The organism is Pseudomonas sp. URIL14HWK12:I6, from assembly GCF_000514195.1.
Taxonomy (GTDB): domain Bacteria; phylum Pseudomonadota; class Gammaproteobacteria; order Pseudomonadales; family Pseudomonadaceae; genus Aquipseudomonas; species Aquipseudomonas putida_A.
This window is the reverse complement of sequence record NZ_AZVL01000017.1, coordinates 34,206-49,503: the sequence shown is the minus strand read 5'-3', so window position 1 is coordinate 49,503 and position 15,298 is coordinate 34,206. Positions and strand designations below refer to the sequence as shown.

General features: G+C 61.3%; 11 protein-coding genes. 5 read left to right on the top strand and 6 right to left on the bottom strand.

The annotated features are described in order from the left end of the window. Positions 1-42: 42 nt before the first annotated feature. Positions 43-1,503 (bottom strand): D-alanyl-D-alanine carboxypeptidase/D-alanyl-D-alanine-endopeptidase, encoded by a 1,461-nt coding sequence (dacB, locus tag H043_RS0119610; RefSeq protein ID WP_027613278.1) that lies wholly within the window; start codon positions 1,501-1,503, stop codon positions 43-45. A gap of 42 nt (positions 1,504-1,545) precedes the next feature. Between dacB and H043_RS30465 the strand changes: the two genes are divergently transcribed. Both H043_RS30465 and H043_RS0119605 read left to right on the top strand, forming a co-directional pair. Beyond that, positions 1,546-1,695: a hypothetical protein gene (locus H043_RS30465; RefSeq protein ID WP_177325645.1), complete on the top strand. Its 150-nt coding sequence runs from the start codon at positions 1,546-1,548 to the stop codon at positions 1,693-1,695. 43 nt (positions 1,696-1,738) lie between these two features. Then, positions 1,739-2,083: a YggL family protein gene (locus H043_RS0119605; RefSeq protein ID WP_003223308.1), complete on the top strand. Its 345-nt coding sequence runs from the start codon at positions 1,739-1,741 to the stop codon at positions 2,081-2,083. A gap of 128 nt (positions 2,084-2,211) precedes the next feature. Here H043_RS0119605 and H043_RS0119600 read toward each other — a convergent pair whose 3' ends face one another. Further along, positions 2,212-3,402 (bottom strand): benzoate/H(+) symporter BenE family transporter, encoded by a 1,191-nt coding sequence (locus H043_RS0119600; RefSeq protein ID WP_027613277.1) that lies wholly within the window; start codon positions 3,400-3,402, stop codon positions 2,212-2,214. A 358-nt stretch (positions 3,403-3,760) separates the two neighbouring features. Between H043_RS0119600 and H043_RS0119595 the strand changes: the two genes are divergently transcribed. Then, complete coding sequence (locus H043_RS0119595) at positions 3,761-4,525, top strand: GntR family transcriptional regulator (RefSeq protein WP_027613276.1); 765 nt, start codon at positions 3,761-3,763, stop codon at positions 4,523-4,525. Positions 4,526-4,709: 184 nt separating this feature from the next. On the opposite strand, the gene guaD is transcribed toward H043_RS0119595, so the two are convergent. The 4 genes from guaD to xdhA all read right to left on the bottom strand — a co-directional run bounded on the left by guaD (position 4,710) and on the right by xdhA (position 10,874). After that, on the bottom strand, positions 4,710-6,014 hold the full coding sequence (gene guaD, locus H043_RS0119590; protein ID WP_027613275.1) for a guanine deaminase: 1,305 nt from the start codon (positions 6,012-6,014) through the stop codon (positions 4,710-4,712). Positions 6,015-6,027: 13 nt separating this feature from the next. Further along, positions 6,028-6,885: a xanthine dehydrogenase accessory protein XdhC gene (gene xdhC, locus H043_RS0119585; RefSeq protein ID WP_027613274.1), complete on the bottom strand. Its 858-nt coding sequence runs from the start codon at positions 6,883-6,885 to the stop codon at positions 6,028-6,030. A gap of 142 nt (positions 6,886-7,027) precedes the next feature. Continuing rightward, positions 7,028-9,427, bottom strand: a complete 2,400-nt coding sequence (xdhB, locus tag H043_RS0119580; RefSeq protein WP_027613273.1) for a xanthine dehydrogenase molybdopterin binding subunit — start codon at positions 9,425-9,427, stop codon at positions 7,028-7,030. Beyond that, entirely contained in the window at positions 9,420-10,874 is a 1,455-nt protein-coding gene (gene xdhA / locus H043_RS0119575; RefSeq protein ID WP_027613272.1) for a xanthine dehydrogenase small subunit, read from the bottom strand. The genes xdhB and xdhA overlap by 8 nt, the downstream gene beginning before the upstream one ends. A 267-nt stretch (positions 10,875-11,141) precedes the next feature. Between xdhA and H043_RS0119570 the strand changes: the two genes are divergently transcribed. Beyond that, positions 11,142-11,801, top strand: a complete 660-nt coding sequence (locus H043_RS0119570; protein ID WP_007961062.1) for a GntR family transcriptional regulator — start codon at positions 11,142-11,144, stop codon at positions 11,799-11,801. A 2-nt stretch (positions 11,802-11,803) separates the two neighbouring features. Next, on the top strand, positions 11,804-15,292 hold the full coding sequence (smc, locus tag H043_RS0119565) for a chromosome segregation protein SMC (RefSeq protein WP_027613271.1): 3,489 nt from the start codon (positions 11,804-11,806) through the stop codon (positions 15,290-15,292). Positions 15,293-15,298: the final 6 nt, after the last annotated feature.

Below are 15,298 nucleotides of genomic sequence, written 5' to 3'. Positions count from 1 at the left end.
CTTCGCGAGCAAGCCCGCTCCCACATTAGAGCGGCTGTGTTTTTACAGGGCTGAAGCCGTCTGCGGCAGGCGCGGCTGCTTGTACAGATCCAGCAGCACCTGATCCAGCACCGACGACGCGCCGAACGGGGCCTTGTCGTTGAGGATCGCCACCACCGCCCAGGTATTGCCGTTGACGTCGCGGCTGAAGCCGGCGATGGCGCGCACGGTGTTCAGGGTGCCGGTCTTGACGTGGGCCTCGCCGCGCATCGCGGTGGTCTTCAGGCGTTTGCGCATGGTGCCGTCGGTGCCGGCAATCGGCAGCGAGCTGATGTACTCGGCGGCGTACGGGCTGTGCCAGGCGGCTTGCAGCATGTTGGCCATTTCGCGGGCGCTGACGCGTTCGGCGCGCGACAGCCCGGAGCCGTTCTCCATCACCAGGTGCGGCGCGGTGATGCCTTTCTTCGCCAGCCACTGACGAACTACTCGTTGCGCGGCCTTGGCGTCGTCACCGTCGGCTTCATTGCGATACTTCTGACCGAGGCTCAGGAACAGCTGCTGGGCCATGGTGTTGTTACTGTATTTGTTGATGTCGCGGATGATTTCCGCCAGATCTGGCGAGTAGGCGCGGGCCAGCAGCTTGGCGCTGCTCGGGGTCGCGGCGAGGCGATCCTTGCCCTGGATGCTGCCGCCCAGTTCTTTCCAGATCGCACGCACGGCGCCAGCGGTGTAAGTCGCGTGGTCGAGCAGCGACAGGTAAGTCTGCGAGCTGCAGCCATCGCCCAACTGGCCGGCGACGGTCACGGTCACGCTGCCGTCAGCCTGGGTTACCGGGTTGTAGCGCACGCCACCGGTGCACTGCTTGGAGTTGAGCGCCTTGACCGTGTTTTCGATACGCACGCTGGCAATCGGCGGCTCCACCGAGATCAGTACTCGGCCCCCGTCATTGCGCGCGACGAAGCGCAGGGCCTTGAGGTTGACCAGCAGCGAGTCGGGTTTGACCAGGAACGGCTTGTTCTCGTCGTTGCCGTCGTCGTTGAACTCGGGCAGTTGCGGCTGGATGAAGAAGCCGCGGTCGAGGATCAGGTCGCCGGTGACCTGGGTCACGCCGTTGGCGCGCAGGTCGCGCATCAGCAGCCAGAGTTTCTCCATGTTCAGCTTCGGATCGCCGCCACCCTTGAGGTACAGGTTGCCGTTGAGAATGCCGCCACTGAGGTCGCCGTCGGTGTAGAACTCGGTTTTCCACTGATGGTTGGGGCCGAGCATTTCCAGCGAGGCGTAGGTGGTGACCAGTTTCATGGTCGAGGCCGGGTTGACCGAGACGTCGGCGTTATACACGGTCGGATTGCCCGGGCCGTCGAGCGGAATCATCACCAGCGACAGCGCAGTCGGCTGCAGCTTGCTGGCCTTGAGGGCTTTTTCGACGTTAGGGGTGAGGGCGGTATTGATAGTGGCAGCGGCAACCGGCAGGGCCAGGGGCAGAAGAAGGCCGGCAAGAAACAGAGGACGCAACGATTTGATCATATGAAATAAAACCCTGCAGAAGAGGGGAGAAATAACGAGGGCATGGATGAAAAAGCCCTCAGTGGTCATGAAAGTGTCGGCATTATGCCCCAAGGTGTAACAGCTTGTGCCTTGCCCGAGGCGGCCATTTCGTTATTTTTTTTACAGGCGGTCGACCACCGCGCCCAGAGAGTCGGGCAATTGACCGCTTAAACTGGTAAAGTGCCGGCCGTTATTACTTAAGAGGATTGTTCCAATGGCGACTAACCGTTCCCAGCGTCTGCGCAAAAAACTGTGCGTTGATGAATTCCAAGAGCTGGGTTTCGAACTGAACCTGGACTTCAAAGAAGACTTGTCCGAAGAAGCCATTGACGCTTTCCTCGAAGCATTCATCAAAGAAGCCATGGAAGCCAACGGTCTGGGTTATGTTGGCGGCGATGACTTCGGTCTGGTTTGCCTGCAGAAGCGTGGCTCGGTCAACGAAGAGCAGCGCGCTGCCGTTGAAGCCTGGCTGAAAAACCGTAGCGAACTGACCGGCATGACCGTCAGCCCGCTGCTGGACGTCTGGTATCCGGAAAAGCCGATCAACGCGGCCAAGTGATACTGAAAAAAACGGCGACCTGAGGGTCGCCGTTTTTTTGCAAGATCAAAAGATCGCAGCCTTCGGCAGCTCCTACACGGGAATATGCGTTTTCCTGTAGGAGCTGCCGAAGGCTGCGATCTTTTGCTTTAAGCTTTACGCCAATTCAAAATCATTAGCGTCAAAACCCCCGCGACAATCCCCCAGAACGCCGAGCCGATGGAAAACAGCGTCAACCCCGACGCCGTGACCATAAAGGTGATCAGCGCCGCCTCGCGTTCCTTCACTTCGGTCATGGCAATGCTCAGGCCGTTGATGATCGAGCCGAACAGCGCCAGCGCGGCAATCGACAGCACCAGTTCTTTCGGCAACGCGGCAAACAGCGCCGCCAATGTGGCGCCGAACACCCCGGCAATCCCGTAGAAAATCCCGCACCAGACCGCCGCGGTGTAGCGCTTGTTGCGATCTTCATGGGCGTGCGGCCCGGTGCAGATCGCCGCGCTGATGGCCGCGAGGTTGATGCCGTGGGAGCCGAATGGCGCCAGCAACAGCGAGGCGATGCCGGTGCTGGTGATCAGTGGCGAGGCGGGCACGTTGTAGCCGTCGGCGCGCAGTACGGCGATGCCGGGCATGTTCTGCGAAGTCATCGCCACCACGAACAACGGAATGCCGATGCTGATGGTTGCGGCCAGCGAAAAGTGCGGCGTGGTCCAGACTGGCGTCGCCAGTTCCAGGTGGAAACCGCTGAAATCCAGCAGGCCCATGAAGCCCGACAGCGCGGTGCCGATCAGCAACGCGGCGAGCACGGCGTAACGCGGTGACAGGCGTTTGACCAGCAGATAAGTGAAGAACATCCCCAGCACCAGCCCGGTGCGGTGTTGCGCGGCGACGAAGATTTCGCTGCCAATCTTGAACAGAATCCCCGCCAGCAACGCTGCCGCCAGCGACGCCGGGATCTTTTTCACCAAGCGTTCGAAGCTGCCGGTCAGCCCGCAAATCGTCACCAGCACCGCGCAGGTGATATAGGCACCGATAGCCTCGCCATAACTGACGCCACCGAGGCTGGTGATCAACAGGGCTGCACCCGGTGTCGACCAGGCAATCGTGATCGGTGTGCGATAACGCAGCGACAAGCCGATCGAGCACACCGCCATGCCGATCGAGATCGCCCAGATCCACGAGGAAATCTGCGCGCTGCTCAGGCCCGCCGCTTGCCCGGCCTGGAACATCAGCACCAGCGAACTGGTGTAGCCGGTCATCATCGCGATGAAACCGGCAACGATCGCCGAAGGCGAAGTGTCGGCGAGGGGGCGCAGGCGGGTGTAGGTGGCGTCGTTCATGACGGCGGTGTTCCTTATACAGATGAAGATCCCCGCAATTACCTGAACCCCTGTGGGAGCGGGCTTGCTCGCGAAAGCGGTGGGTCAGTAAAAGCAGATGTGGTCTGACACACCGCTTTCGCGAGCAAGCCCGCTCCCACAGGAGAGTTGTGTTCTGGCTGCGGATTCTGCGATCAAGCCTAAACTCAATCGTAACGGATCGTTGCAATACAGCCGTGGTCACAAACAGCCGTACAGTCGTGTTGCCACCATTCATTGTGTACAATCGCGCTGTTTTTTACGCGATACTTGCCAGCGACCTACTGTGCCGTATTACAGTCACGGTCTATTCGCCGCAGTTCTCCCGACTCGAGTGCCCATGAACGAACAGTTGCAACCCCTCAAGAAACAACCGCGAGCAGGCAAAGCCGGCCGCAGCGGAACCCAGGACGATATTGTCTACGCACATATCTTCGAGGCCATCCTCGAACAGCGTCTGGCGCCCGGTACAAAATTGAGCGAAGAAGCGCTGGGGGAAATCTTCGGGGTCAGCCGCACCATCATTCGCCGCGCGCTATCGCGTCTGGCCCATGAAGGCGTGGTGCTGTTGCGGCCGAACCGTGGCGCAGTCGTCGCCAGCCCGAGCGTTGAAGAAGCGCGTCAGGTGTTCATGGCCCGGCGTCTGGTAGAGCGCGCGATCACCGAGCTGGCCGTGCAGCACGCCACCGCCGAGCAGATCGCCGAATTGCGTCAGATGGTCAACGACGAGCGCGACAGCTTCTCCCGTGGAGATCGCGGCGCCGGTATCCGTCTGTCGGGCGAATTCCACTTGAAACTCGCCGAAGCGGCGAAGAACGCGCCACTGATCAGCTTCCAGCGCAGCCTGGTCTCGCAGACCTCGCTGATCATCGCCCAGTATGAAAGCGGCAATCGCTCGCATTGCTCCTACGACGAGCACACCCAGTTGATCGATGCCATCGAAGCGCGCAACGGTGAGCTGGCGGTGGACCTGATGATGCATCACATGGATCACATCGACAGCAAGCTCAACCTCGATGAGGAAAGTGCGTCGGATGATCTGCATGCGGTGTTCTCGCATTTGTTGCAGACCAAAAAAACTGGGCGCCCGGCGGCCAAGCTTTGAGCTGACACCGAGTCGCGGCCTTCGCGAGCAGGCTCGCTCCCACATTGGATCTTCAGTGAACTCAAGATTTGTGGGTGACTGATATCCCCTGTGGGAGCGAGCCTGCTCGCGAATACGGTCTGATAGGCAACAAAAATCCCCCGGGGCTAACACCGCCGGGGGATTTTTTATGCCTGGAGAAAACTCAGCGCTGATGCACCAAAGCCCCCGCCGCATAAGTCTGCTGCACCGTGCGGTCATCGCCCAGGGTCATCAGCACAAACAACGTTTCGGCAATGTTGTTGGCCTGTTTCAGGCGATAGCTGAGCAGTGGCGTGGCGTTGTAGTCCAGCACCAGGAAGTCGGCGTCTGAACCCGGTTGCAGGTTGCCGATCTTGTCTTCCAGACGCAGCGCCCGCGCACCGCCGAGGGTCGCCAGGTACAGCGACTTGAACGGACTCAGCCGCGCGCCTTGCAACTGCATGACTTTGTAGGCTTCGTTCAGGGTTTGCAGCAGCGAGAAACTGGTGCCACCGCCGACGTCAGTACCGAGGCCGACGTTCAGTTTGTGCTTCTCGGCCATCGGCAAGTTGAACAGACCGCTGCCGAGGAAGAAGTTCGAGGTCGGGCAGAACGAGATCGCCGAGCCGGTTTCCGCCAGACGTGCACATTCGTCGTCGCACAGGTGCACGCCGTGGGCGAACACCGAGCGCTCGCCGAGCAGTTGGTAGTGATCGTAGACGTCCAGATAGCCCTTGCGCTCCGGGAACAGTTCCTTGACCCACTCGATTTCCTTGAGGTTCTCGCTGATGTGGGTCTGCATGTACAGATCCGGGTATTCGGTCAGCAGTTGGCCGGCGAGGGTCAGTTGCTCCGGGGTGCTGGTCGGCGCAAATCGCGGGGTGACCGCGTAGTGCAGGCGGCCCTTGCCGTGCCAGCGTTCGATCAGCGCCTTGCTCTCGACGTAGCTGGATTCGGCGGTGTCGGTCAGATAGTCCGGCGCGTTGCGGTCCATCATCACCTTGCCGGCGATCATCCGCAGGTCGAGCTTCTCGGCGGCTTCGAAGAAAGAGTTCACCGACTGCGGGTGCACGCTGCCGAATACCAGCGCGGTGGTGGTGCCGTTGCGCAGCAGCTCCTTGATGAAAATGTCTGCCACTTCATCGGCGTGGGCCTTGTCGCCGAACTGGCTTTCGCACGGGAAGGTGTAGGTGTTGAGCCAGTCCAGCAGTTGCTCGCCGTAGGCCCCGACCATGCCGGTTTGCGGCAGGTGGATGTGGGTGTCGATGAAGCCCGGGGTGATCAGCGCGTCCTGATAGTGGGTGATCTCGATATCCGCCGGCAGGGTCGGCAGCATTTCGCTGGCGTGGCCGAGGGCGCTGATCTTGCCGCCATCGACCACCAGCAGGCCGTCCTCTAAATATTCGTAGGAGGCTTCGATCCCGACTTCGGCGGGGTCGGCAATGCTGTGCAGGATGGCGGCGCGGTAGGCTTTGCGAGTCAGAGGCATGAGGGTTCTCTAATCAGTTTGAGGCTTTGAGTTTGGCGGCCTGACTGCGCCGCGAAACCGGCAGCAGTCTGGCAATCGGTTCGGCGCTGGCGCTGTGCTGGCCGAAATTGGCGTTATAGGTGGCGATGATTTCGCCGGCGATGGAGATGGCGATTTCCACAGGCAGTTTGCCTTTGACTTCGCCAATGCCCATCGGGCAGCGCATGCGTTGCACGACGCCGCTGTCGAAACCGCGATCCCGCAGGCGATGTTCGAACTTGGCCCGTTTGGTCTTCGAACCGATCAGGCCGAAGTAAGCGAAGTCGTTGCGCTTGAGGATCGCGGCAGTGAGTTCCAGGTCGAGTTGATGGTTGTGGGTCATGACGATGCAGTAGCTGCCGGCGGGCAGGTCGTCTATTTCATCCACAGGCTCTTCGGCGACGATTTTACGCACGCCGTGGGGGATCTGTTCGGGGAATTCCTCTTCCCGCGAATCGATCCAGCGCACTCGACACGGCAGGCTGGCGAGCAGCGGTACCAGCGCGCGGCCGACATGCCCGGCGCCGAACACCGCGATCTGCGCCTGCACCTGGCCCATCGGTTCGAACAGCAGTACGGTGGCGCCACCGCAGCACTGGCCAAGGCTGGCGCCGAGGCTGAAGCGCTCCAGATGGGTGTCCTGCTTGCCGCTGGCGAGCATCTCGCGGGCGATCTGCATGGCTTTGTATTCCAGATGCCCGCCACCGATGGTGTCGAAGGTCTGTTTCGCGCTGACGACCATCTTCGAGCCGGCGTTGCGCGGGGTCGAGCCGAGTTCTTCAATGATCGTCACCAGAACACAGGGTTCGCCCTGGTTCTGCAGGTCGGCGAGGGCGTCGATCCAGTTGTACATATGTCACCCCTACAACATCGTTGTCTGTTCAGGCCTCATCGCTGGCAAGCCAGCTCCCACAGGTTTGTGGTGTACCGCAAATCCTGAAATCACCACAGATCACTGTGGGAGCTGGCTTGCCAGCGATTAGCCGCGCCTCGGTCTAGAGCGGAGCCAACTCGGTTTCAGCTTCGACCGCTTTTACAGTCTTGAGCTGGCGCATCTGCTCACACCCCCACAACACCCGCTCCGGGGTCGCCGGCGCATCGATCTGCGGCTGATGCTTATAGTCACCGAGGCTCGCCACCGCGTCCTTGATCGCGCACCACGCGGCAATCCCGAGCATGAACGGCGGCTCACCCACAGCCTTGGAATGGAACACCGTGTCTTCCGGGTTCTTGCGGTTCTCCACCAGCTTCACCCGCAGGTCCAGCGGCATGTCCGCCACGGCCGGGATCTTGTAGCTGGCCGGGCCGTTGGTCATCAGCTTGCCCTTGTTGTTCCAGACCAGCTCCTCCATGGTCAGCCAGCCCATGCCCTGGACGAAACCACCCTCGACCTGACCGATGTCGATCGCCGGGTTCAACGAGGCACCGACGTCGTGGAGGATGTCGGTACGGAGCATCTTGTACTCGCCGGTCAGGGTGTCGACGATCACTTCGCAGCACGCCGCGCCGAAGGCGAAGTAGTAAAACGGCCGACCACGGGCCTGGCTGCGGTCATAGTAGATTTTCGGGGTCTTGTAGAAGCCGGTGCTCGACAGCGAGACCTGATTGAAATACGCCAGTTGAATCAGCGCCTCGAAGGTCATGATGTGGTCACGCACGCGCACATGGCCGTTGTGGAATTCCACGTCTTCTTCGCTGACCTTGTAGTGCCGCGCGGCGAATTCCACCAGACGCTGCTTGATGATCTCGGCGGCGTTCTGCGCGGCCTTACCGTTGAGGTCAGCGCCGCTGGAGGCCGCAGTCGGCGAGGTGTTCGGCACTTTGTCGGTGTTGGTCGCGGTGATCTGCACCCGATTCATTTCCACCTGGAACACTTCGGCCACCACCTGCGCGACTTTGGTGTTGAGACCCTGGCCCATTTCCGTGCCGCCGTGGTTCAGGTGGATGCTGCCGTCGGTGTAGACGTGGATCAGCGCGCCGGCCTGATTGAGGAAACTGGCGGTGAAGGAAATGCCGAACTTCACCGGGGTCAGCGCCAGGCCTTTTTTCAGGATCGGGCTGTTGGCGTTGTAGCGACGGATCGCTTCGCGGCGCTCGGCGTACTGGCTGCTTTCTTCCAGTTCGGCAGTCATCTCTTCGAGCATGTTGTGCTCGACGGTCTGGTAGTAGTGGGTGACGTTGCGCTCGGTCTTGCCGTAGTAGTTGGCCTTGCGCACCGCCAGCGGATCGAGGTTGAGGTGACGGGCAATCGCGTCCATCACTTCTTCGATGGCGACCATCCCTTGCGGGCCGCCGAAACCCCGGTAAGCGGTGTTCGACGCGGTGTTGGTCTTGCAGCGGTGACCGTTGATGGTCGCGTCACCGAGGTAGTACGAGTTGTCCGAGTGAAACATCGCCCGGTCGACAATTGACGCCGACAGGTCCGGCGAACAGCCGCAGTTGCCGGCCAGGTCCATGGCGATGCCGTGCAGACGTCCGCTGCTGTCGAAGCCGACGTCGTACTCGACATAGAACGGGTGGCGCTTGCCGGTCATCAGCATGTCTTCGACCCGTGGCAGGCGCATCTTGGTCGGCTGACCGGTGAGGTGCGCGATCACCGCGCACAGGCACGCCGGGCTGGCGGCCTGGGTTTCCTTGCCGCCGAAACCACCGCCCATGCGGCGCATGTCGACGACGATCTTGTTCATCGACACGTCGAGCACTTCGGCCACCAGCTTCTGCACTTCGGTGGGGTTCTGCGTCGAGCAGTAGACGATCATGCCGCCGTCTTCGGTGGGCATGACCGAGGAGATCTGGGTTTCCAGATAAAAGTGTTCCTGGCCGCCGATGTGCAGCGTGCCCTGAATGCGGTGTTCGGCGGTGGCCAATGCCGAGGCCGAATCGCCACGCTGATGGGTATGGCTGTCGAGCACGAAGTGGCGTTTGCGCAAGGCTTCGACCACGTCCAGCACCGGCTCGAGATCTTCGTATTCGATGATCGCCGCCATCGCCGCTTTGCGTGCGGTTTCCAGGTCTTTCGCGGCCACGGCCAGCACCGGTTGCCCGACGAACTGCACGTCATCGATGGCCAGCAGCGGATCGCCCGGCAGCAACGGGCCGATGTCTTTGAGGCCCGGCACGTCTTCGTGGGTGATCGCAATGCGCACGCCTTCGAAGGCGTAGCAGGGCTTGGTGTCGATGCTGATGATTTTCGCGTGGGCGCGGTCCGACAGCCGTGCGTAAACGTGCAGTTGATTGGGAAATTCCAGACGATCATCGATGTACTGCGCTTCACCGGACACATGCTTGGCGGCGCTGTCGTGCTTGACGCTGCGGCCGACACCGGTGGTCAGGTCCCTGGCGAACAGTTCCGCCAGTTCGGCTTGAGTCTTCTCTACGGCGTGATGGTTAGACATAAGCGGTCACCCGAGTCTCGATGTGCGGTGTTTGCAGTTCGATGAAGTATTTGCGCAGCAGGTTCTGCGCACTGAGCAGGCGATATTCCTTGCTGGCGCGGAAGTCCGAGAGCGGCGTGAAGTCTTCGGCCAGTGCGGCGCAGGCGCGTTCGACAACGGCGCTGTTGAACGGTTGGCCGAGCAGCACGGCTTCGCAGTGGGCGGCGCGTTTCGGAATCGCGGCCATGCCGCCGAACGCCATACGCGCGTCGGTGATCACGCCGTTTTCCACGCGCAGATTGAAGGTGGCGCAGACGGCGGAAATGTCATCGTCCAGACGCTTGGAGACCTTGTAGGCGCGGAAACGCTGCTCGGCCGTGGCGCGCGGGACGACGATTTTTTCGATGAACTCGCTTTCCTGACGCGCGGTGACCTTGTAGTCGATGAAGTAATCTTCCAGGTTCAGCGTGCGCCGGGTTTCGCCTTTGCACAGCACCACTTGCGCGCCGAGGGCGATCAGCAGCGGTGGCGAGTCACCGATCGGCGAGGCGTTGCCGATGTTGCCGCCGAGGGTGCCCTGGTTGCGGATCTGCAGCGAGGCGAAGCGGTGCAGCAGTTCGCCGAAGTCCGGGTACTCGGCAGTCAGCGCTTCGTAGCAGTCGGAGAGGGCGGTGGCGGCGCCGATTTCGATGCGGTCATCGAAGGTTTCGATGCGCTTCATTTCGGCGACGTTGCCGACGTAGATCATCACCGGCAGGGTGCGGTGGAACTGGGTGACTTCCAGCGCCAGATCGGTGCCGCCGGCCAGCAGCCGCGCTTGTGGGTAAGCGTCGTAGAGGTCGGCCAGATCGGCGACGGTCAGCGGCACCAGGCAACGCTTGTCGCCACTATTGAGTTCGCCGATATCGGTCGGGGCGATGGCTTTGAGGCGGGCGATGGTCTCCGCTTCGCGGGCATCGAACTGATCCGGTTGCTTGCCACAGCAGGATTGCTCGGCGGCGGCGAGGATCGGCCGATAGCCGGTGCAGCGGCAGAGGTTGCCGGCCAGCGCTTCGTGCGCCTTGGCCTGATCCGGTGCATCGCTGTTCTTTTGCAGGGCGAACAGCGACATGACGAAGCCGGGGGTGCAGAAGCCGCACTGCGAGCCGTGGCACTCGACCATGGCTTTCTGCACGCTGTGCAGTTCGCCCTGGTGCTTGAGGTCTTCGACGCTGATCAGTTGTTTGCCATGCAGCGACGACACAAAGGTCAGGCACGAGTTGAGGCTGCGATAGCGAATGTGTTCGCGGCCGGCGTCATCCGTTTGCAACTCGCCGACCACCACGGTGCAGGCGCCACAGTCGCCGCTGGCGCAGCCTTCTTTGGTGCCGGATTTGCCCACGTGTTCGCGCAGGTAATTGAGCACGGTCAGATTCGGGTCCAGGGCGTGCTCGCTACGGAGTTCCTGGTTAAGTAAAAACTGGATCACAGAAGGCCTCGCAGACTCATTATTGTTGTTAACCGACTTCAACCGAATTTAGCAGGTCTGACTTTTCGGTCAATGGTTTTCTGACTTAAAGGTCAGGAAAAGCGGTTTTGTCGATTAACTCGTGCTCTATTGAGTATTGACCCTGAGCGGATTCACTGCCTTTTTGCTTGAATCGTGCCAAAAAGCGCCGTGCGGGCACTCCGCCATGCACCTGCATTTGCGCTACACTGCGCCGCTTGTGCAGATCGAAGAGTTTGAAGGACAACCATGACGTTCAAGGCGCCGGACAGCCTCGCCGAGCAAATTGCTCACCACCTCGCCGAACGCATCATTCGCGGCGAAATGAAGCCGGGAGAGCGCATTCAGGAACAGAAGGTCACGCTGGCCCTCAATGTCAGCCGCGGATCGGTCCGCGAAGCCCTGCTGATCCTCGAACGCCGCCACCTGATCGCGATCCTGCCGCGGCGTGGCGCCCATGTCACCGAACTCACCGCACACAAGGTGCAGAGCCTGTGCACGCTGATGAGCGAGCTGTACATCCTGCTCGGCAATGCGGTCGCCAATGGCTGGCAGACCCAGGCCGACATGGCGCCGTTCGTGCAGATCCAGCAGCGCCTGACCGCCAGCTACGAGCGTCAGGACATCCGCACCTTCGTCGACGACAGCTTCGCCGTGATGCGCGCTGCGTACCCGTTTGCCAACAACCCGTACCTGCAAGAGACCGTCGAGAACCTGCAGCCGGCCATGAGCCGTGCGTATTTCCTCGCCCTCGAACAGCGCAAGGCCGAAATGAGCGAGTTCCTCGAACTGTTCGAACGCCTGCTGGCCGCTGTGCTCGCCCGTGATTTGCCGCAGATCCGCATCGTGCTGACGGCTTACGCCCAGCGCAGCTGCGATCTGGTGGTCTCCGCCCTGACGGTTGCCTGAGCGTGCGGCTGAAGTGCATCAAACTGGCGGGGTTCAAGTCCTTCGTCGACCCGACCACGGTGAACTTCCCCAGTAACATGGCGGCGGTCGTCGGGCCGAACGGTTGCGGCAAGTCGAACATCATCGACGCCGTACGCTGGGTGATGGGCGAAAGTTCGGCGAAGAACCTGCGCGGCGAGTCGATGACCGACGTCATCTTCAACGGCTCGACCAGCCGCAAACCGGTGAGCCAGGCGAGCATCGAACTGGTGTTCGACAACTCCGACGGCACCCTGGTCGGCGAGTACGCGGCTTACGCCGAGATCTCCATTCGCCGCAAAGTCACCCGCGACAGCCAGAACAGCTATTTCCTCAACGGCGCCAAGTGCCGTCGTCGCGACATTACCGACATCTTCCTCGGCACCGGCCTCGGCCCGCGCAGCTACTCGATCATCGAGCAGGGGATGATCTCCAAGCTGATCGAAGCCAAACCGGAAGACCTGCGCAACTTCATCGAAGAGGCGGCGGGGATCTCCAAGTACAAGGAGCGTCGGCGCGAGACCGAAAACCGCATCCGCCGCACCCACGAAAACCTGGCGCGTCTGACCGACCTGCGCGAAGAGCTTGAGCGTCAGCTCGAACGTTTGCACCGTCAGGCCGAGTCCGCGAAGAAGTATCAGGAATACAAATCCGAAGAGCGTCAGCTCAAGGCGCAACTGTCGGCCCTGCGCTGGCAGGATCTGAACGATCAAGTCGGCCAACGCGAATCGATCATCGGCAACCAGGAAGTCAGTTTCGAAGCGCTGGTCGCCGAGCAGCGCAATGCCGATGCGGCTATCGAGCGGCTGCGCGACGGGCACCATGAACTGTCCGAGCGCTTCAATCTGGTGCAGGGCCGCTTCTATTCGGTCGGCGGCGACATCGCCCGGGTCGAGCAGAGCATCCAGCACGGCCAGCAGCGCTTGCGCCAGTTGCAGGACGATCTGAAAGAAGCCGAGCGCGCGCGTCTGGAAACCGAATCGCACCTGGGCCACGACCGCACGCTGCTGCTGACCCTCGGCGAAGAGCTGGACATGCTCACCCCCGAGCAGGAAGTCACCAGCGCCGCTGCCGAAGAAGCCGCCGCTGCGCTGGAAGATTCCGAAAGCGTCATGCACGGCTGGCAGGAGCAGTGGGACACTTTCAACCTGACCGCTGCCGAACCACGGCGCCAGGCCGAAGTGCAGCAGTCGCGGATCCAGCAGCTGGAAACCAGCATGGAGCGTCTGGCCGATCGGCAAAAGCGTCTCGCCGAAGAGCGCGATCTGCTTTCCGCCGACCCGGAAGACGCGGCGATCATGGCGCTCAACGAGCAGCTCGCCGAATCCGAGGCGACCCTCGAAGATTTGCAGACCAGCGAAGAAGCGCAGGTCGAAAAACTTGAACAACTGCGTCAGGAATTGCAGCAGGCACTGACCGCGCAGCAGCAGGCGCAGGGCGATTTGCAGCGCCTGAACGGACGACTGGCGTCGCTGGAAGCCTTGCAACAAGCCGCGCTCGACCCGGGCACCGGCACCGCCGAATGGCTGAAGGAACACCACCTCGCCGAACGGCCGCGTCTGGCCGAAGGCTTGAAGGTCGAGGCCGGTTGGGAGCTGGCGGTGGAAACCGTGCTCGGCGCCGATCTGCAAGCGGTGCTGGTGGACGACTTCAACGGTTTCGATCTGTCCGGTTTCACCCAAGGCGATCTGCGCCTGCTCAGCCCCGCCAGCGATGGTGTGCGGGTAGCGGGCAGCCTGCTGGATAAAGTCGAGGCGCAGATCGATCTGTCGCCGTGGCTCGGCCAGGTCAAACCGGTCGACAGCCTTGAGCAGGCGTTGGCCCTGCGCGGCCAGTTGAGTGCCGGGCAGAGCCTGATCAGTCGCGACGGTTACTGGGTTGGCCGACACTTCCTGCGGGTGCGTCGCGCCAGTGAAGCCGAGAGCGGCATGCTCGCCCGTGGCCAGGAAATCGAGACGCTGCAGGCCGAACGCGAAGAGCGCGAAGCCACGGTCGAAGCCATGGAAACCCGTCTGCAAACCCTGCGGGCGCAACAGCGGCAGCAGGAAAACGGTCGTGAGCATTTGCGTCGTTTGCTGCAGGACGAAGCCCGTTCTCAGGGTGAATTGAAGGCTCAACTGTCCGCCGGTAAAGCCAAGGCTGAACAGCTGACGCTGCGCCGCACCCGCCTTGATGAAGAGTTGATCGAACTCGGCGAGCAACGCGAACTGGAACACGAGCAGATCGGCGAAGCGCGCATGCAATTGCAGGAAGCGCTCGACGCCATGGCGCTGGACACCGAGCAGCGCGAGTTGCTGCTGGCCCAGCGTGACAGCCTGCGCGAACGCCTTGATCGCGTGCGCCAGGAAGCCCGCCAGCACAAGGATCATGCCCATCAACTGGCGGTGCGTCTCGGCTCGTTGCGCGCGCAGCACGATTCCACGCGGCAGGCGTTGGAACGTCTGGAGATGCAGGCCGAGCGCCTGACCGAAAAGCGTGAGCAGTTGAGTCTGAATCTGGAGGAGGGCGAGGCACCGCTGGAAGAGCTGCGCCTGAAACTCGAAGAGCTGCTCGACAAACGCATGACCGTCGACGAAGAACTGAAGACTGCGCAGATTGCGCTGGAAGACGCCGACCGCGAACTGCGCGAGGCGGAAAAGCGCCGGACCCAGGCCGAGCAGCAATCGCAACTGATCCGTGGCCAGCTCGAACAGCAGCGCATGGAATGGCAAGCGCTGACCGTGCGGCGCAAGGCGTTGCAGGATCAATTGCTCGAAGACGGCTACGATCTCAATGGCGTGCTCGCGACCTTGACCCCCGAGGCCAGTGAACGCGCCGCCGAAGAAGAACTCGAACGGATCAATGCGCGGATTCAGCGCCTGGGTGCGATCAACCTCGCGGCCATCGACGAATACACGCAACAATCCGAGCGTAAACGTTATCTGGATGCGCAGGACGCCGATCTGGTCGAAGCATTGGAGACCCTGGAAAACGTCATTCGCAAGATCGACAAGGAAACCCGTAACCGCTTCAAAGATACCTTTGATCAGATCAATGGCGGTTTACAGGCGCTTTTCCCGAAAGTTTTCGGTGGTGGCAGCGCGTATTTGGAACTGACGGGCGAAGATCTACTCGATACAGGGGTGACGATCATGGCGCGGCCGCCAGGAAAGAAGAACAGCACCATCCATTTGCTCTCCGGCGGGGAAAAAGCCCTGACCGCGCTGGCACTGGTTTTTGCGATCTTCAAATTGAATCCGGCGCCGTTCTGCATGCTCGATGAAGTTGACGCGCCACTGGATGACGCTAACGTTGGACGCTACGCACGATTGGTTAAAGAGATGTCGCAGACCGTGCAGTTCATCTATATCACCCACAACAAGATCGCCATGGAAATGGCCGATCAACTGATGGGTGTGACGATGCACGAGCCGGGTTGTTCGCGACTGGTTGCAGTGGATGTCGAGGAGGCGATGGCGATGGTGGACGCCTGAGTCAGC